This window comes from Methanogenium sp. S4BF, assembly GCF_029633965.1.
Lineage (GTDB): Archaea > Halobacteriota > Methanomicrobia > Methanomicrobiales > Methanomicrobiaceae > Methanogenium.
In genome coordinates this window covers 987554-1006195 of record NZ_CP091277.1, presented here as the reverse complement: position 1 = coordinate 1006195, position 18642 = coordinate 987554, and the positions used below count along the sequence as shown (strand labels likewise).

Genomic DNA, 18642 nt, shown 5'->3' with positions numbered 1-18642 from the left:
CCAGATAATCCTTTGTTTATTCAGGATCTGTTGATTTATGCGGGAGAAAAGCATCTCATCTGTGGTTGCGTGCCATGCCTGCCCTGTACGATATGAACTGATGAAATCACTCGAACAGGCTGAACCCGAACGGTATACTGTTGCAAAACAACTGTCGTATGCACTGGGCCATCCGCTGGATGCCGCCGCCCTCTGGGAAGATATCCGGCTGGTTTCTCCTGAAATCAGTGATGACTGGAAACAGGTGCTCGAAACCTGGGTGAATGCCTGCAAAGAGCATGAATGGGAACCCGCAGATGAATATGATGTGCGTGTGTCATCCGAACGGCTGGGGGTCGGGGGAACGCTTGACCGTATTCTCTCCGGCAGCCCCCCACGGTGTGCCGTCATGCGGATGACAGAGGCTCCGGAAGCAGGTGTCTGGGGCGCAGATCGCATCCGTGCGGCATGCCTGATGATCTGTATTGAAGAAACGCTGGGCTTCTCTCCTTCTGAAATCACCTTTGAATACTTGGCCTCCGGCATCTCCCGTGCCTGTGTCCCGGAACCCCGTGACCGCCGCCGGGCTCTTCAGGCGATACGTACCGCAGAGACAATTGACAAAGGGGTGGTTCCCCGAAAACCACGGAATGCACCCTGCGAAGGATGTTTCATCGCTGATGCCTGCACGGTATCCGGACCAAAAAAACTAAGTGATTTCTTTAGAAATGAGTGATTCAAAAGGATTTCTGACAGCGATTGATAAATGATTCAAAGGACTTCACGTCCCAAAAAGGGAATGATTCAAAGGCTTTCCATGAGCGTCTTTGAGATGATATACTCACCCTTTGCTTCCCGTGTGGTACCAACAATCAGCCACTTTGTATCGCCATGCTCTTCGACCACACCGGTTGCTTCGATGACTTCTCCTTTGAGGGCCTGACCGCTATAGGTATGGGTAAAGGACAGCACCCTGCTGATCTCCTCATGGTCGACAAAATATACCGCAGGGTTATCAAAGGCGAGCGATGAATCCGTAACGGTTGCTTCAATCGTTGCTTTGCCGCAGACCTTACCCTTGGGAACACCGGCTGAGCCTATCTGTTCATAGGAACGGGTATAGAGGAGGTCAAAGTATGTGCCTTCAATCTCTCCCCTGTTCCATTTCCTCTTTTCATGGGCAAGGAATGTTTCGTAATCAATTTCCGGAACACGCTTGGTATAGACTTTTTGCCACATCTCTTCTGAGAGGCCGGAGACTTCTCCTGCTTCCACACTTCTTTTGAGATTCTCCTGTGCGGTAAACCATGCAGAACCATAGACGACCATATCGATGTCTGACGATTCGTTTCCCAGACCGCACAGAAGAGAGCCGGTGCAGCCGATCTTTTCGATTGATACGTTAAATACCGGGAGGAGCTGCATCACCTGCTCATTCGTTGCAGCCACATGGAGTATCTCTTCTTCGGGTTTAATGACCCGTGCAATATCAGTATGGGGGATGCGGTGGACGGTATCGAGGTACTCAGGTTTATGCTCTGCAAGATAGGCAAATGCATCTTCAAAATCCATTTTTTTATATTTCGTACCTTCAGGGCCTGTCCGCTCCCCGTTGTCATCGGGCACATACCGGAGAATACAGCCAACCCGCTCCGTGTTGTCATATGCTGCTACTGCGTATATTCGTCCATCGGTATCTTCGATAAAATCGCGTAATCGTATTGGTTTCATCCCTGTTCACTCCAGTGTTCTGAGAAAAGCAGCAATCCTTTCAATGTCATCCCCCGGACGCAGTATTCTTCGCGCCGCGAGATCAACCACCGTACTTGGCGTACCGGAGAGTTCCCCTCCTTCAATGAAGAGGTCATACGGCACATTAACCTGTTCTTTTGAGACTGGCGCCATCGTCCCGGAAAGATTGGCACTGGTGGCAGTGATGGGGGCATCCAGTTCTGCAATGATATCGCATGTTATTTTGTTCTGAGGCATCCGTATTCCAATCATCCCCGTTCCTCCGGAGAGAACGGGTGGCAGACAGCTTTTTACCGGGAGAACGACCGTTACCGGGCCCGGGAGAAATGTTCTGATAAACTCCCATGCTTCATCTGATATCTCAGCGATTGCATACATCATATCTTCATCAGAAACAGCAACAGAGATTGGTTTTCCCACGGGTCTTTGCTTTACTTCATAGACGCGGTGTACAGCATAGTCAGAAAGTGCGTCAGCACCCAGACCATATACGGTCTCCGTTGGATAGACAATCAGTCCGTCACGACGGAGTACCGTGACAGCATCAGATACAACACTCATCAAAATCTTCTCCCATGTACGCGGTATATATCAAAAACAGCTTTGGAACTGACATGCATAACGGCAAGCACTCCCGCCTGGATTGGGTCTGTTACCACAAGATCTGCATGTTCCGGGACACTCCCGACCATGGAAAGGGATATGACCGGAATTCCCATTTTTTGAATCTTGATGACAGATTCTGTTATTTTCCCGCCCATGATGCTGCCCGCAAGGACAAGCACCGAGGCACGGGGCAGCCGTGATACAGCTTCAACCGCGACCGAAAGATCTTCTTCACCGACAAGGGGAATCGTATCGACTGATATCCGCTCCCCTCTGATATTATGACGGTCGGCCTCATTTACTGCACCAAGCGCAACCTGTGCAACCTGTGCGCCGCCACCCAGTATGATGACGCGTTTTCCATAAATCTTTGAAAATGGCTGGTGCCTCTCTACCGAGTGTACCTCGGATATCTCTGAGAGTTCGATGATCAGAGATTCAGTATCCTCAATTCCTTCAAATTCAAAATACAGTGTTGAGAGATCTTTCTTTTGTCCTGAAGAGATGATTGACTGCTGGGTTGTCAGAATATTTGCACCGTGCCGTGCCATCACGCAGGCGACATCACGCAATAATCCGTGTCGGTTTTCAGATAATATACTCAGAGCATTTGGGATGCCTGTTTGATTCATAGATGGACCACCGTCATATCCGGGAATTATGGATTATGACTGTACATGGTTTGGTGTTTGGGAAATAAATGATTTCTTGCAAAGGGTTGTCAGGGCTTTATGAAAATTACCTATGCTCTGTTGGCCGCAAAAAAAAGGAGTATCTGATCACCGGGAATTTTGGATTCGGAAATCGCCATGAAGAATGAAAACATCCGGGCAATAATGTATTCATCATCGTAGGGAAGGGGTTGGACCGTTTGAAGTACCTTTTCTGCTCTCTCCGGAGTTTCTGAATATTTTTTATCGTGTATCTGTGATTGTGATAATTGAGTTGGCTGAACATGTTTTAATTGTTAAGTTCTGTTTCATAGGTTCAAGTAAAAACAATTATTGGATCTATACACTAAACCCCAGATATGAATAAACGATTACTTTCAGTTCTTGTAATCAGCATGGCATTGCTGTGTGTGGCATTTGCAGGATGCACCAGTTCACAGGCGACATCCGGCGATGCGCAGGGTGGCGTGGAAGAAAAGACCGTATACTCTGTAGGCATTGATGTCCCGTATCCTCCATTCTCTGAGATGGACAAAAATGGCAACCCAATCGGGTTCGATGTTGATTCCATAAAATGGATCGCGGAAAACCAGGGTTTTGAGGTGAAGTTCGAGGTTGTTGCATGGGACGGCATCATTCCTGCGCTCCAGGCAGGCCAGATTGATATGGTGTACTCCGGTATGACCATTACCGACGAGCGCCGTGAGAAAGTAAACTTCAGTATTCCATACTGGACAGTAAACCAGCTTGTTGTTGCACAGCCCGGGTCAGGTATCACTCTTGCTGATGTAAAAGAAGGAAAGGCCATCGTTGGTACGCAGAGTGGATGTACGGCAGCAATGTGGATGGAAGAGAATCTGGTTGATACCGGTATGATGCCAAAGGAAAACCTGAAAGTCTATCCTGACACTCCAAAAGCGGTTGACGATCTTACGACCGGTAGAATTGATGCTGTCATGTATGATGATCTCTCACTGAAAGATATCATTGCAGGCCGTGATGTTGAGAAAATTGGCTTTATCGAAACCAATGAACAGTTTGGTATTGCAGTCCGGAAAGATGACAATGAGCTTCTTGAAAAACTGAATGCCGGCCTTACGAATCTGATGGCTGACCCATACTGGGAAGAACTCAAGATTCAGTATGACATGGTTGTCTGAGTTTCAGGACTACGATTTTTCGTAACCGGAACTCCTTTTTTTTGGCCGGTCAATTTTTCGGGCTTCCCTGTTTTTGTACTGAAGGATTAATGGCGGGAGGGCACATACCTGTATGACATTATTCAGTTGATAGCAAAAAACAGGCTTCCGGTTCTCTATGCTGTGCTTGCAGCAGCGCTGTTCGGGTCATCAGCACCCGCAGCAAAAATACTGCTCACAGAGATTAGTCCGGTCACTCTCGCAGCCCTGTTCTATCTGGGAAGCGGGGGTGGTCTCTTAGTGTACATGTGGCTTGTACGCCTGTCCGGAGGGGACCGGCACACCATTGAAGCATCACTGACCCGATCTGATCTCCCCTCTGTTGCAGGGATTGTTCTTTTCGGGGGGATACTGGCACCAATGGTGCTCATGGTTTCGCTGCAGTATACTCCTTCAGCCACTGCCTCACTCCTGTTAAATTTTGAACCGGTGGCAACAACGATTATTGCAGTACTGTTTTTTCATGAAGCCGTTGACAAACGAATCGCATTCGCCCTCGGCCTGATTACGACCTCATGCATTATTCTGTCCTATGATCCTACTGCTGCATGGGGTTTTTCCATTGCTGCGCTGGGTATTCTTCTGACGTGCACATTCTGGTCTCTTGATAATAATATTTCACGGAATGTTTCTGCAAAGGATCCCATTCCTGTTGTTGCAATAAAGGGAGTCATTGCCGGTGTTGTGATGATACTGATTGCGTATATCCTGGGAGAAGCATCGCCGTCCCCCTCTCTTGCCGTCATTGCGATGTGTATAGGGTTTTTCAGTTATGGGGGCATTACCAGCGTGCTCTTTTTGTGGGCATTACGGGGCATTGGCACTGCGCGTACAGGAGCGATTCTGGCGGTTTCACCCTTTTTCGGGGTCGTTATATCTCTGTTTATATTTCCGGACCCGCTTGCTCCGGCGTTTTTCATCGCACTGCCGGTGATGGCCATCGGCGCCTACCTGCTCATGACTGAACACCATTCGCATTCCCACTGCCATCCGGCGGAATTCCATGAGCACCGTCACGATCATGAGGATCTGCATCATGACCATACCCACATGGGGTTTGAACCGCCCATATCATCATCCGGCGAACACTGTCATCCCCATCAGCATGAAGAATTGATTCATGAGCATCCGCATAAACCGGATATCCATCACCGGCATGCCCATAAGTGAAGGAATAAAAGGCCCGTCACCGGGCATTGCCCATCCTGCTTTTTTGGTTACCGATGATGCTTCTTAGTGAATATGAAGCAAAGAATGATTGCGGAAAAGAATACTGTCGAAAAACTGATGCGACTGCCGGGATTCGAACCCGAGATAGAGGCTTGGGAAGCCACTGTCATACCACTAGACTACAGTCGCAAATTATAGTTGTGTGCAGGTCTTTATTAGATTTCATTCCCTCATAAATCTTCGTTTTGTAAGGGTGGATAATTGACGCTGCTGCATGTGGTAGTGATTGTGGCGGTGGTTTTTGCCTGCGATACCCTTAATATCTGAACGGCTAATAATAATGGAGCACAGAACCGTTATGGTAGTGCTGACTACGGTAAGTCCGACGTGCCCTATGGCATGGCCGCGTATGCGGCTTTGGGATTACAGAGAAGTTAGTTTCTGACTTTTTTGAGGACTTTACCTACCAAATCTTCCGTATCTATCGCTTCCGGGTATGGCGAAATTTCGTTATTCCGGAACATAAATTAACCAAGGTGGTGAACAAGTGGCACGAATGCATGCAAGGCGAAGGGGCAAATCCGGCTCCGTCCGCCCACACCGCTCCGAAGCACCGGGGTGGTCAAATACTGACAACGAAGAGATTGTGAAAATTGTCGTGGAACTCAGGAAGACAGGAATGTCTTCAGCAGAGATTGGCCTTGTCCTTCGTGACAAACATGGCGTTCCCTCTGTAAAACTTGCGACCGGAAAGAGAATCGAAGAGGTTCTTGCAGACAACGGTCTTGGATCTGAGATTCCTGAAGACCTTCGCAATCTTATTACAAAGGCGCTCGGAATGCGCAAGCACCTGAGTGAGAATAAGAAAGATGTCCACAACAAGCGTCAGCTTCAGCTCACTGAAGCAAAAGTACGCAGACTCGGCAAATACTACGTTAAAAACGGAAAAATGCCGGAAGGATGGACATACAAACCTGATACTGCAGAATTCCTGCTGTCAAGATAATAGAGATATATGTCTGTCGAATCCGCTGCTGTTCATCTCGCAGAACACCTTCGTGAGAAGGAGTATGTTGAGATTTATGGGCACCATGACGCTGATGGGATCGCTGCCGCATCCATAATGGTTCATGCCCTCATACGTGAGGACATCCAGGTACGGCTCCGTATTCTGCCACGCATTTATCCCCATGATATCAGCAGCGGTAATGCCACCGTTCTTTGTGATTTTGGTTCTGGTTTTTCCGACCTCTCTGATGATGTAATGGTCATTGACCATCACATTCCCCGTTTTGAAGGGGAGTTTCATGTCAACCCCCGCCTCGAAGGAGTCGATGGAGAAAATGAACTCTCTGCTTCAGGTGCTGCATATACGGTAGCACAGCACATTGGCGATAACCGTGATCTGGCCGGACTGGCGCTTCTTGGAATGATTGGAGACCGCCAGTTAATTCAGGGTCCGAATCAGGATATCGTTAATGAGGGGATTGCAAATAATTTCCTTTCCCCTGGAAAAGGTATCCCCCTTTTCGGCCGCGACCTCAACGAACAGCTGTTCACAGCCTTAAATCCCATGCTTCATGGGATATCAGGTGAAGAGGAGACTGTCCGGTCACTCATCGAGTCATATACCGTTCGGAATGAAACCGATATCGGACATCTTCTTTCAGATGTAATACTGAAGATATCTCCGTATCAGAATGCTGATTCGATGGTGTCGCTCTGGGGTGATACCTGGCATCTTGAGCGTGGGGCCGTAAAGGATGCACATTCACTGGCAGGTATTGTTGATGGATGTGGAAAATCAGGGAAGGGTGTTCTTGGCGCTGCATTATGTCTTCGTTCCCATGAATATCTCGATGATGCATGGGAAACGGCACGTGCATACCGACTGAGGGTGATCGCAGCCGCGCGGAATGCACAACCGCTCAAAGACAATCCATTTTTGTATGAAATTGCTGATGCAGATGCAATAAGCGGAGTTGCGGATGCATTTTCATTTGATGGATTGCTGAATCATCCGGTTGCGGTGATGGCACCACAGGATGATTTCTACTCCGTATCGGCACGGTGTCCGCAGGGTGCTGAAAAAGACCTTGCAGCCATTCTCTCGAATCTGGCAACGGAATGCGGAGGCAGTGGCGGTGGGCATTATTCGCGCGGAGGTGCGAGGATCCCCCGTGAGAAGGTTGAATGCTTTACCGCCGGATTCCGGGAGGCATGTGCATGACGATGCGTATTGAAGGTATTGTATGCACACCGCATGCAGACCCTGAATGTGTGGCACGAGCGCTCTCATCTGATAACCTTTCCAATATGACGACAACTGCTTCGGGTGGAATGGTCAGAACTGAAATTCAAACCGATCGCTTGCGATCACTGGTAGCTTCGTTAGACGACTATCTTATGAATCTTGGAATTGCGGAGGACATATGCGATTACGTTACTCAGTAGGCGCTGAGCTGTTCTCCAAAACGGAGATTATGACGGAGGCATCCGGCGTCATTGATGCTGTGTTTACTGAAAGCCTGTCCGAAACATATCCGGAAAAATTATACCGGGAAACAGGGGACTCATTGACGTTCCTCTGACGACACTAAAAAATTAGGAGAGAATTACATGGCAAAACGAAAAAAACAGGTCGGAAGACGAGTAGAAGGCTGGAAAGCCAAGAGCTGGTACAAAGTATATGCACCAGAGTACTTCGAACGTGCATATCTTGGTGAAACTATTGCAGGTGACTCACAGAAGGTTATCGGCAGGGTCATGAGGACAACTCTGGGTGAAATGACCTCTGACTATTCCAAGCAGAACATTAAGATGAACTTTAAAGTCACCAATGTCGGCGGAGACTCTGCATACACAGAGTTTGTCGGACACGAAGTGACCAAGGATTATCTGCGTGCAATGGTCAAGCGCCGGACATCACGTATTGATTCACTGGTACTTCTGACAACAAAAGAAGGCAGGAAGATCCGTGTGACCACAACATGTTTCACCATTTCCCGTGCAGACATGAGCCAGGCAAAGGCAATCCGGTCGACAATCACACAGTATCTCATCGCAAAATCATCTTCGGTGACATATGATCAGTTTGTCCGTGATATGGTACTGGGCGAACTCTCACGTGAGATATTCAAGATTGTCAAGAAGATCTATCCCACACGCCGTGTTGAGGTAATCAAATCGAAGGGCGAGGAGAAAGCAACCGGCACACCCCGTGCTGTTGTGGAAGTTCCCGCTCCTGAAACTGCACCCGCTGTCCCCGAAGAGGAGACCGCAGCTGAACCTGACGTTCCTGCAGAAGATGTGCAGGAAGAAGAGAACTAAGTCTCTCTTCATTTTTTTCAGAGACCTGAGAAATCATTTTCGTTCGCTGCAGTGAGAACTCTGCAGGCATTGGAGCAGATTATTTTTTTAATCACGCATTGGTTTGTGGTTAACGTTTCTCCCGGATGCAAAAACAGTCCTGTCCTCTTATCCGCAGAACGGTGTTTGTTCAACGCGGACGGTTAAATTGAGGTATTGTGAGAGTTCGTCATATAGGCATCCCGTCACTGCCTAAACTGTTTATTGTGTTCACTTCATTTCGTAATTGCCGTACTGAAAGCACTGTACTATTCCTGACTCTCGTTATCCGGCAAGGAAAAGAGGGCGGCAGATGTTGAAATATAATCTGAGGAGACGGTTTCCTGTTTTTTGTGATCAGGACTGCGGGAATAGCTCTTCCATAATGGATTGAAACGATGTCCAGTAGTTCACTAATTTACCTCCATAATAAAGTTCACCCCTCGCTTCAACAGTCTCAAAATTCTAAACCGGCAGCCGTAAAACAGGGATTTCTGTAAATGGCCTCTACACATTTCCTGACATATTCGACCATTTTGATGCCTTTTTTTACCGGAAACACGGCAAGTGTCAGTCGGTCTCCTTTCTGGATGATGTACAGAGACACATATGAATAGAATGAGGTTGTTGATTTCTTTGGTCTGCTGCGGATAACGTAATCTGCGTTTGTATCGTCGATATTTCCATAATATGGATCGTTTGTCAAATCGATTGAAACCTGGTATTTTTTCTCTTCCCTGAGGAAAGAGGCTGCAACAGATGTGAGAATTCTTTGATTCACATTCTCCAGAGTTGGCAAATCAAGTTTCGAGAGGTGATATCTGATTGATGTCTCACACGGTACCTTCTGAGCAATATTTCCAATAGAGTGAATGGACAGACGGTTCACTGACATTCCAATAATGGTCTGAAAAAGAGTTTTTTGGCCTAGTTGGCCGTTAATGGGGATTTCAAGATTACGGTTCAATGCGTTTACGGCAAGATCAGAACATTCTTTTGATTTGAGAGTACGTACAGTATTGCGGGCGCTTCTGTGATATTTAGCCATATTGCGGCGCCCGCAGGGTATATAGATCTTTTCTTTTTGTTGACGTTACTTTGCCAGATTCACATTGGCTAAAAATTTAGAGAACTACTGATGTCAGGGGTGCCTGTCATTTGCGGATCGCATTTTCAAAGATGATTACGAAGACTCATATGGATACGGCGAGTAAGTTTCTTCAGAAGGCGGCGTAGTATGGAGAAAGGTGGACAGGATTGGTTTGAACAATGTATCCTTCCGGATAATACTGAACTCCAGGAACATACACTCAAAACAGACAGAATAATTGTCATCGGGGATCGGTGCAAAATTGACTATGGTCTTGAAGGCAATGAAATTGTTGTATGTGAATTCAGTACGATAAATGGGGACATTCATGCCGGAGGGGATGTGCGAATTGATAATTTCTGTGAAATCCGGGGGGATGTGTATGCAACGGAAGATGCATATCTTGGTGAAGGGGTTAAAATCAAAGGGCGCCTGATTGTAAACGGCGACTTGGATATTGGGGATAACGTCCAGATTGAGAAGGGCTTTGAAGCGAAGGGATGGATATCCATACGCAATCCGCTCCCTGTTTTGACATATATCGTATTGTACCTTGTCACCCTCCTTGGAATCGAAAAGGAGGAAGAAATCTCTGAAATTATGCAGAAGCTCTTTGGGTATGATGAGGATGAGGTAACTGCAATTCCGTTGATGATACCTTCGAATTCAATTCTGGATATGGAAACGTTCGCGGTGCCCAAATCGATGTCAATCGGTTCAGACTGTCGTCTTCACGGAAATATCCGTGCAGGATCTGTCTCCATTGATACCGGCAATACCATCTTTGGCAGTCTGCGTGCAGAAGGTAACATTACGGTGGCACCGAATAATGAGATTCATGGGAATATCCATTCTGCCGGGGATGTTGTTATTTGTGAGGGTGTGCATGTGCTTGGGGATATTCAATGCTCGAATCTGACACTGAATGAAGAAGCCCGTCTGGATGGAACGATTAAGGCACCATTGGGTGTACGGATTGTGAGGGAGAAATGTTGATTGATGATATTTTTAATCTGCCCGGAATACAGTGTATTGAACCGGTGTTTGCTGAGCTTACGGAAGATTATTACACGGAAGAAATGCTCTCCATTCCTGCAGAAGAAGCGCGTCTGCTGATTGATGAGAATGAGTATCCCATTGCGCTTGCACTGCGGGAAAAGACGTCCTGGTTAGCAGGCAGTTTTGTCTGCCGGCCTCCGTCCCGGGCTGTTCTTTCCAAATTTGAAGAGTCCGGCGGTGATATCTACCAGGAGAATGCATCCCTGTATCTTGATGGTCTCAGGGAGTATTTCAGCCTGAAATTGCTCTCTGAAGTCCCACAGGCGACCGAAGATACCCGGCCGGAACGAAAGGGGATGGTTGCTTCACTGATAACAGATACCTGGGGCTCGCTGGATGGCGCAACCTGTATCGACTGCTGCTGCGGGTCCGGGGTGATCTCAGAGGCGATACGGGACTGTGGCGGTAACCCCTGTGGGTATGACAATGACCCCGCTCTGATTGCCCTTGGGCTGCATAGTAAGCGCCTGTATCCCCGTCAGGTGATGCATATCGACGCGTCACGTGCAACAGACTATATTGCACCGGTCAGGTATGGTGTGGGGTGCATGCTTGGAGATATCACCGCGTTTAATGCGGGTATGTGGGAAAATATTGTTTCTGAGCTTCTGGTTTTATCAGAACAAACGGTGATTACAACGGCAACCGAACCTGAAATTCAACGTGTAAAGGAATGGTGTTCATCGCAGGGGAGGACGTGTGAGATCATTGAAAATGACCGGGACCCGATATACGACCGGTGGGTTTGTATTTCATCTCTTTGAATCTGATCACTGTCCCCCTTTTTCCCTCCTCTTCCCGGACGGTCTGGCCTGTCTGTGTCATGGTACCGAATGACGTATGTAATCCCCCTGTTCATGATACAGCATTAAATGTGTTTTCTGTGCGTATTCGGCTATGGCAAACCTGCATTATGGGAGGCTTTGCCCTATTGCAGGGCATTGAAGCAGACCATTCACCCATATCAGGATGATATGGTGTGATGGTTTATGCCTCCCCGGAGTCAATCACATACATAGATCTGAGGCCTCTCATGCATTCGACTGTCGTACCTGAACTTCTCGCACCAGCCGGTTCCCCTGATGCGCTTATCGCTGCTGTTTCAGCGGGTGCTGATGCGGTTTATCTGGGGGGGGCACAGTATGGGGCCCGAAAAAACGCTGTTAATTTTGGAAAATCTGAAATGGAATGGGCCCTCCGGTACTGCCATACACGTGGAGTCCTTGTATATGTGACACTAAACACCCTGCTTTCTGATTCTGAGATGCAGGATGCGGTGATGTATGCATCCTGGCTGTATGAGCTGGGTGTCGATGCGGTGATTGTACAGGATGTGGGGCTGGCAGACATCCTTCACCGGTATATTCCAACGCTCCCGTTGCATGCCTCGACGCAGATGACCATTCTTTCAAAAGATGGGCTGAAGTGGGTGCAGACTCTTGGCTGTTCGCGCGTTGTGCTTCCGCGTGAACTCACCCTGCATGAAGTTTCAGAGATATATGGCAGTCCAGATGACCACTATCCTGAACCGGAAGTGTTTGTCCACGGTGCACTCTGTTATGCCTATTCCGGCCAGTGCCTGCTCTCATCCCTTATTGGAGGCAGGAGCGGAAACCGTGGTTCATGTGCACAACCATGCCGCAGGGAATATACGCTGCTTTCCGGGGATACTGACGAATGGGGTCTTCCGGTAACAGAATCCCTCAGAACCGTACAGACACACTATCTTCTCTCCCCGCGGGATCTCTGCACATATCCGAAGATCACTGAAATACTCGATTCTCCTGTGGTATCACTGAAAATTGAAGGGAGGATGAAGTCGCCGGAATATGTTGCTGCTGTTGTGTATGTCTATCGAAAAGCGCTTGACGAGCGGTTAAAAGATTCATTCGTTCCTTCTGATTCTGATCTGCTCACTCTTCGTGCAGCATTTAACCGCGAATTCACGGCGGGCTATCTTCTGGATGGAAAGGACGGCACCGTTATGGGGCCGGAAGCACCCGGAAACAGGGGTGTGCATATCGGGTCTGTCTGTTCCTACGATGCACGCAAAAAGATGGCAGAGATCTCTCTGGACACATCATATTCTCCGGAATCCGGTGATGGATTATCGTTTTCTGACGGGACGCCCGGATTCTTCGGAGGGGCTGTTCTCAGCAATGCTCCTGCAGTACGCAACAGGAAATTTCAGATGCGCGTCCCCATGTCTGTCCGGCCGGGTAATCAGGTATTCCTGACAAAAAGCGGGAGAGGTTCTGAATACGCAGCCGGTCTGCTCAGAAAAAATGCATCCCAGATGATTCCGGTCGACCTCACACTTACATTTGAAGATGCGATACCCGTACTGACCGGCACGTCCTTTTCCCGGACCGGAGAGGTTTCTGTATCCCTGAAAGCTGACTTCTCCTTTTCACCAGCACAGAACCGTCCTGTTTCCCGTGAAAATATTGCAGACCTGTTGTCCCGGACAGGCGATACGGCATATTACGTGCGTTCTTTTTCGTCAGACTATTCCGGTGATTTATTCGCACCTATTCGTGAGATAACGAGATTCAGGCGGGAATTTTTCATCGCCCTTGAAGACGCTGCCGTCCGATCATTTCTGCCGGAACAACCAGCGGCGGATGCTCTCCGGGCCGCTCTTTCGCATGAACCTGCTGTTTTGAAAACCGGGATGTCCCGGATACCGGGTACTGTCCCGGTTGTGCCGGAAATATCCGTCTATGCCTCAGACTGTGATACCGTGCGTGGAGCACTTGCGGCCGGTTGCCACCGGATCTATTTTGAACCTCAGGGAAGGCATGATATATCCTGTGTATGCGATTATTCTGAAGAGTGGGCCCAGTGGATCCGTTCACAGATTGCTCAGGCAGCGTCATTCTGCAATAAAGCCGGCGTTGATCTTATATGGAAATGGCCGCATATCACCCGGCAGAGATTCCTGGATGCTGCATGCGGCATCATTCCTTCACTGGATGAACTGGGGGCCAAAGGTATCATGGCGGAAAATATCAGTGCACGTGCGGCTGTCAGGCATGCCTCGCCTGACATACCTCTTTATGGCGGAATGGGACTGAACATTTTTAACAGTCATTCTGCCCGGATATTAGGTGATGGCTGTGTTTCTGTCACTCTGTCTCCTGAAATATCCTTTGATGCAATCGGAAAACTGGTGTCCCGGCTGATTTCAGAAGAAGGGAACTGTCCGATTCCGGAGTGCATCATCCATGGCCCCACAGAACTTGCCGTGAGTGAGGACTGCATCATCGCAACAGCATATGGCAGGTGTCTGCACTGCAGTGGCCGTCTTGGCGACAGACGATGGTATGGCATACGGGATGTGAAGAGGCATATCTTTCCGGTAACCATCGATGACGAATGCCGGACGCACATCTGGAATTCCCGTGAAACCTGTCTTATTGATCATCTGGATCAGGTGGTTGATGCGGGTATCAGCCATGTTGCTCTCGATTGCCGCATCAGAAACGGACGGTATGCGGAATCGGTTGTACGTGCATACAAAAGAGCATTTGAATTGCTCTTTTCCGGAAAAAGCATGAAAGGAAGTGAGATACAGGGACTAAAAGACCGGTTGCAAACGGTTGCATCCGGTGGAATTACCAGCGGTCATTTTCTGAAAGGTGTGGAAGACAAAGAGGAATAAAACATCAATATTTGATGTTTTTTGCTTTTCTTCGCACCAGATCTGCTTCTGCTGCATCGCTGACACGGAGGAGGAAGGTTCCGTGACAGGGTTTCGTAAAGGGAAATGTAATGATATCCCCGTCTATGCCAATCCGTACCGGCGGTATTCCGATGATTGCCTTATCGAAGAGTTTGAATCCCGGATTGACTTCATATATTTCCGGACAGTTTTTGGTAATGTAATCGGCGGCCTCTTTAAACGAGATGTGTTTATCAATGATTTCATAGTTGAGTTGTTCTATGCATCCCATGATACTACCTCATCAATTTTTTTCTTTAGTGGTAAGGGATTATGGCTGCCCTGGGCTGAGATGGCCATACATCCAATCTCTGTAAGTTCTTTCATACGAACCTCTGTTTCACCGCCGAATACGACTGCGATTACGGTTCCTGATGAAATAGCCTGCACGGTAGCTGTGTAGGCCACCCCCGCCTCGTTATGTACAAACACAAATGAAACGTCTGTGTCAAAGGTTTCATCTGCCAGATCGTCAATCACGGTGTCAATATTCCGTATCCCTTCGGGACCCCCTGTGTAAATCTTATCTATATCAGCAATTTCGAGCAATGCGCGTGCTGCTTTGGTGCCCCCGATTGTGACCTTCACCTCTTTTTTGTGCAGTATTGCGCTCAGGTACAGTGCTGCACTTGTCTGAATGGGTATCTGAGGGCAGCCGAGCAGTATTAATGCTGTATCCGGTTTTTCCTGAATTATTTTTTTTTCATTCATCTGATTTTCCGTCCATTTATAATAACATCTCATTTATCCCTGAAATCCGCTCCGGGTGCGCAAATATCGTGAACCTTCTCTCCCGTGAAAAATTGATAAGGGTAATTCCGACCTTCTCCGCGAGTGCAATCCCTTTATTTGTCGGTGCTGCCCGTGAGATGAGGATTGGTATTCCTGCATTTGCTACTTTTCCCACCATTCCTGAAGGTTGTCTTCCTGTACAGCCGATGTAACAGAGCGTTCGGTCTGCCCGCTGTAATTCAGCTGCTCCCACGACTTTATCCACCGTGTTATGGCGCCCGATATCACAGCTTTTTGCGAATAGTGTACCTTCCTGTAAGAGAACAGAACAGTGCACCCCCCCTGTCTTCAGCCAGGTGTCTGACAATATTTCCGCAGTTGCTGCATAGACTTCTTCGGGTGGAATACTGAGCGATGATGTGACGATGCGGGGTTCAGTCTGATAGATGCCATGCCCTCCGCCTGTCCGCATCTCAAGGGTTGCATCTCTTCGTGCATCCGCTTCAATCCAAATGTCCGTGCCCTCCACGGTCACTGATTCAACAGCATCAGAGAGTCCTTCACAGATGACAAACCCTGCACCAAGTTCTCTGAGCATGTCATTACTTGCCACCTGATCCAGGATGTGGGTATTATTCAGATACAGGGAAAACCGATCTTCCCGTATCACATCATCGGTAATTCTTTGGGGTACGCCATCCTCAACCCGTATTCCGGGATAACTGTCTGTAAACATCTGAACCTTACCTGTCTCGAATATCTGTTATAGACCGCAATAAAATATAGAGATTACATTGGTTGGCATGAGTGCCCTTATATTGATTTGTTGCCTTATATGAATGGATGATGTACGCACACCGTTTGGACAATCTTCCGCCCTATCTCTTTGCCCGCATTGATGCAATGAAGGCAGAAAAAAGGGCGCAGGGTGTTGACGTAATTGATTTGGGGGTTGGAGATCCGGATCTTCCGACACCATCGCACATAATTGAAGCACTTGTTGAAGCAGCGCGTAATCCGGCAACCCACCATTATCCTGACTATACGGGTATGCTCTCGTACCGTGAAGCTGTAGCAGCCTGGTACAGGGGCCGGTTTGGAGTTGAACTGGATCCAAAGCGTGAAGTGCTGGCACTGATAGGTTCAAAGGAAGGTATTGCACATATTCCCGAGGCGTTTGTAAACCCGGGCGACTATGTGCTGGTACCGGACCCCGGATATCCTGTATATAAAACATCTACGCTCTTTGCAGAAGGAAAAACCTGGCAGATGCCCCTGAATGAAGACAATGCCTTCCTTCCTGACCTCAGTGCAATTCCGACAGATGTCTGTGCAAAAAGCAGGCTGATGTTTCTGAATTATCCAAACAATCCGACCGGTGCGGTTGCATCCCTCTCATTCTTTGAGGAAGCTGTCGAATTTGCCAAAGAACATGACATCATCGTTGTGCATGACAATGCCTATTCTGAAATTTCTTTTGATGGCTACAAAGCACCGTCATTTCTGGAGGCAGACGGGGCAATGGACGTTGGAATTGAGATGCATTCCCTTTCGAAAACATACAACATGACGGGATGGCGCATTGGTATGGCGGCAGGATCCGCAGATATCATTGCAGGTCTCGGGCGCGTTAAGACCAATGTGGATTCCGGTGCGTTTGATGCCATTCAGATCGCTGCAATAGAAGCGTTGACTTCATCACAGGAGTGCATTGCACAGTCATGTGCGGTATATGAGGAACGACGCGATACCCTCGTTTCCGGTCTGCGCGGGTTGGGATTTGATGTAACATCACCCAAAGCGACATTCTACGTGTGGCTTAAGGTTGATAACTCCATGGAATTTGCAGCGAAAATGCTGAACGAAGCCGGAATTGTCGTCACACCCGGTACCGGATTCGGGGATGCAGGAGAGGGTTATGTACGGTTTGCAATAACCCGTTCTGTTGAAAGAATAGAGGAAGCACTGGAGCGGATGCGCGGAGTGTTTGCATGACGTACCCTCCGCACATTTCTGATAAGGATGGACATCTCTCTATCGGGTCGCATGATACCACGGCCCTCGCGGAAAAATATGGCACGCCGTTATACGTCACTGATGAACAGCGCATCCGAAATAATTTCAGGGCTTATCATGATGCGCTGACAGGCTATTATGATAAAGTGCAGGTGCTGTATGCAGCGAAGGCAAACGGAAATCTTGCTGTTCTGAAAGTATTCGCCTCCCTTGGTGCAGGCGCGGATGTATTCTCTGCCGGTGAACTTCATCTGGCTCTTGCCGCCGGGATGAATCCGGAACATCTTCTCTTTAATGGAAGTTCAAAAACAGAAGCGGATCATTCCCTTGCGCTTGAAAAGAAGATTCGTGTCTCTCTTGACTCTGTGGATGAGCTGCACCAGCTCAGCAGACTTGCGCAGGAGGCCGGAGTGACAGCAGAGGTTTCATTCAGGGTTAATCCTGCAATGGATGTCCCTACGCACCCCAAAATTGCAACCGGCCTTGCGACAAGCAAATTTGGTATTCCTGCCGGAGAAATCCTGTCTGCGTATCAGGCAGCAATGGATGCAGAGAATATTCTGCCTGTTGGTCTCCACTGTCATATCGGATCACAGATTCTTGAGGTTGAGCCCTTCGCAAAGGAAGCTGAAGTCCTCATCTCAGTGGCTCGTGATATTACCGATATCGGGGTGAAATTACGCTTTATGGATGTGGGCGGCGGCCTTGGTATTCCGTATCATCGTGGTACCGACCCTGTGCCAACACCTGCAGAGTATGCGGATGCTGTCATGCCGGTATTTTTGGATGGCATCGATTCCATCGGCATCAAACCGGAATTCTGGGTTGAACCGGGGAGATACCTGATGGCAGATTCAACCGTTCTTTTAACACGGGTGAATTCAGTCAAACGCTCTCACAAGACGTTTGTGAATGTCGATGCCGGATTTAACCTGCTTCTGCGCCCTGCGATGTATGATTCATATCATGAGGTGGTTGTCGCCAACAAGACGGGGCCGGAATATTCTGCGGATGTGAAGAGGTCTCCGGTAACCGTAACAGGACCCATCTGTGAAACCGGTGATATCATCGCACATGACAGACTTCTTCCGCCGGTTGAATCAGGGGACCTTATTGCAATACTTGATACAGGGGCGTACGGGTTTTCGATGTCATCACAGTATAACAGCCGGCCCCGCTGTGCAGAAGTAATGGTAAATGATTCGCTTGAAGGGCTAATGCGCCGCGCCGAATCCATTATCGACATAAAAAATACCATGAAAGATCTCCCGTGGCAGAAGTGAGGGAGTAACCAAT

The 18642-nt window shown here is 48.3% G+C and carries 20 protein-coding genes and 1 tRNA gene; 13 read left to right on the top strand and 8 right to left on the bottom strand.

What is annotated here, in order from left to right; genetic code table 11:
- The first annotated feature begins 37 nt into the window (after positions 1–37).
- Complete coding sequence (locus tag L1S32_RS04955; protein ID WP_278156651.1) at positions 38–715, top strand: Dna2/Cas4 domain-containing protein; 678 nt, start codon at positions 38–40, stop codon at positions 713–715.
- Positions 716–783: 68 nt separating this feature from the next.
- Here L1S32_RS04955 and L1S32_RS04950 read toward each other — a convergent pair whose 3' ends face one another.
- From L1S32_RS04950 to L1S32_RS04940, 3 genes are read right to left on the bottom strand one after another with little or no spacing between them, the layout of a single operon-like run.
- Positions 784–1710: a nucleotidyltransferase domain-containing protein gene (locus L1S32_RS04950; protein WP_278156649.1), complete on the bottom strand. Its 927-nt coding sequence runs from the start codon at positions 1708–1710 to the stop codon at positions 784–786.
- A gap of 6 nt (positions 1711–1716) precedes the next feature.
- A complete protein-coding gene (locus L1S32_RS04945; protein WP_278156647.1) occupies positions 1717–2292 on the bottom strand; it encodes an L-threonylcarbamoyladenylate synthase in 576 nt (191 codons plus the stop codon).
- A complete protein-coding gene (locus L1S32_RS04940) occupies positions 2292–2969 on the bottom strand; it encodes a DUF5612 domain-containing protein (protein WP_278156645.1) in 678 nt (225 codons plus the stop codon). Before L1S32_RS04940 ends, L1S32_RS04945 begins: the two co-directional genes overlap by 1 nt.
- Before the next feature lie 398 nt (positions 2970–3367).
- Here L1S32_RS04940 and L1S32_RS04935 point away from each other — a divergent pair, with 398 nt between their 5' ends.
- Both L1S32_RS04935 and L1S32_RS04930 read left to right on the top strand, forming a co-directional pair.
- Entirely contained in the window at positions 3368–4168 is an 801-nt protein-coding gene (locus L1S32_RS04935) for an ABC transporter substrate-binding protein (protein ID WP_278156643.1), read from the top strand.
- Positions 4169–4294: 126 nt separating this feature from the next.
- On the top strand, positions 4295–5377 hold the full coding sequence (locus tag L1S32_RS04930; protein ID WP_278156641.1) for a DMT family transporter: 1083 nt from the start codon (positions 4295–4297) through the stop codon (positions 5375–5377).
- A 118-nt stretch (positions 5378–5495) separates the two neighbouring features.
- On the opposite strand, the gene L1S32_RS04925 is transcribed toward L1S32_RS04930, so the two are convergent.
- A tRNA-Gly gene (locus L1S32_RS04925) sits at positions 5496–5566 on the bottom strand.
- A gap of 358 nt (positions 5567–5924) precedes the next feature.
- Between L1S32_RS04925 and L1S32_RS04920 the strand changes: the two genes are divergently transcribed.
- The 5 genes from L1S32_RS04920 to L1S32_RS04900 are packed head-to-tail and all read left to right on the top strand — an operon-like array spanning position 5925 to position 8707.
- The gene (locus L1S32_RS04920) at positions 5925–6383 is read left to right on the top strand and encodes a 30S ribosomal protein S15 (protein ID WP_278156639.1); all 459 of its coding nucleotides are present in this window, start codon (positions 5925–5927) and stop codon (positions 6381–6383) included.
- Between the two features lie 9 nt (positions 6384–6392).
- Positions 6393–7607 (top strand): DHH family phosphoesterase, encoded by a 1215-nt coding sequence (locus L1S32_RS04915; protein ID WP_278156637.1) that lies wholly within the window; start codon positions 6393–6395, stop codon positions 7605–7607.
- Positions 7571–7831 (top strand): KEOPS complex subunit Pcc1, encoded by a 261-nt coding sequence (locus tag L1S32_RS04910; RefSeq protein ID WP_347403369.1) that lies wholly within the window; start codon positions 7571–7573, stop codon positions 7829–7831. Before L1S32_RS04915 ends, L1S32_RS04910 begins: the two co-directional genes overlap by 37 nt.
- Positions 7810–7968, top strand: coding sequence for a hypothetical protein (locus L1S32_RS04905; RefSeq protein WP_278157129.1), 159 nt, complete (start codon positions 7810–7812; stop codon positions 7966–7968). The genes L1S32_RS04910 and L1S32_RS04905 overlap by 22 nt, the downstream gene beginning before the upstream one ends.
- Positions 7969–7996: 28 nt before the next feature.
- On the top strand, positions 7997–8707 hold the full coding sequence (locus L1S32_RS04900; protein WP_347403368.1) for a 30S ribosomal protein S3ae: 711 nt from the start codon (positions 7997–7999) through the stop codon (positions 8705–8707).
- Positions 8708–9182: 475 nt separating this feature from the next.
- On the opposite strand, the gene L1S32_RS04895 is transcribed toward L1S32_RS04900, so the two are convergent.
- The gene (locus L1S32_RS04895) at positions 9183–9773 is read right to left on the bottom strand and encodes a hypothetical protein (protein ID WP_278156635.1); all 591 of its coding nucleotides are present in this window, start codon (positions 9771–9773) and stop codon (positions 9183–9185) included.
- A 189-nt stretch (positions 9774–9962) separates the two neighbouring features.
- Between L1S32_RS04895 and L1S32_RS04890 the strand changes: the two genes are divergently transcribed.
- From L1S32_RS04890 to L1S32_RS04880, 3 genes are all read left to right on the top strand, one after another.
- Complete coding sequence (locus tag L1S32_RS04890) at positions 9963–10811, top strand: polymer-forming cytoskeletal protein (protein WP_278156633.1); 849 nt, start codon at positions 9963–9965, stop codon at positions 10809–10811.
- Positions 10805–11638, top strand: a complete 834-nt coding sequence (locus L1S32_RS04885) for a hypothetical protein (RefSeq protein WP_278156631.1) — start codon at positions 10805–10807, stop codon at positions 11636–11638. The genes L1S32_RS04890 and L1S32_RS04885 overlap by 7 nt, the downstream gene beginning before the upstream one ends.
- 269 nt (positions 11639–11907) lie before the next feature.
- A complete protein-coding gene (locus tag L1S32_RS04880; protein WP_278156629.1) occupies positions 11908–14538 on the top strand; it encodes a U32 family peptidase in 2631 nt (876 codons plus the stop codon).
- Positions 14539–14542: 4 nt separating this feature from the next.
- On the opposite strand, the gene L1S32_RS04875 is transcribed toward L1S32_RS04880, so the two are convergent.
- Genes L1S32_RS04875 through fdhD form a run of 3 tightly spaced genes read right to left on the bottom strand, consistent with a single transcriptional unit; the run spans position 14543 to position 16066 of the window.
- Positions 14543–14830, bottom strand: a complete 288-nt coding sequence (locus L1S32_RS04875) for a DUF1894 domain-containing protein (RefSeq protein WP_278156627.1) — start codon at positions 14828–14830, stop codon at positions 14543–14545.
- Positions 14818–15309 (bottom strand): DUF1890 family protein, encoded by a 492-nt coding sequence (locus L1S32_RS04870; RefSeq protein ID WP_278156625.1) that lies wholly within the window; start codon positions 15307–15309, stop codon positions 14818–14820. Before L1S32_RS04870 ends, L1S32_RS04875 begins: the two co-directional genes overlap by 13 nt.
- 16 nt (positions 15310–15325) lie before the next feature.
- Positions 15326–16066: a formate dehydrogenase accessory sulfurtransferase FdhD gene (gene fdhD, locus L1S32_RS04865; RefSeq protein ID WP_278156623.1), complete on the bottom strand. Its 741-nt coding sequence runs from the start codon at positions 16064–16066 to the stop codon at positions 15326–15328.
- Positions 16067–16176: 110 nt separating this feature from the next.
- Between fdhD and L1S32_RS04860 the strand changes: the two genes are divergently transcribed.
- Both L1S32_RS04860 and lysA read left to right on the top strand, forming a co-directional pair.
- A complete protein-coding gene (locus tag L1S32_RS04860; protein WP_278157041.1) occupies positions 16177–17325 on the top strand; it encodes an LL-diaminopimelate aminotransferase in 1149 nt (382 codons plus the stop codon).
- Complete coding sequence (gene lysA / locus L1S32_RS04855; RefSeq protein ID WP_278156621.1) at positions 17322–18629, top strand: diaminopimelate decarboxylase; 1308 nt, start codon at positions 17322–17324, stop codon at positions 18627–18629. Before L1S32_RS04860 ends, lysA begins: the two co-directional genes overlap by 4 nt.
- Positions 18630–18642 lie beyond the last annotated feature (13 nt).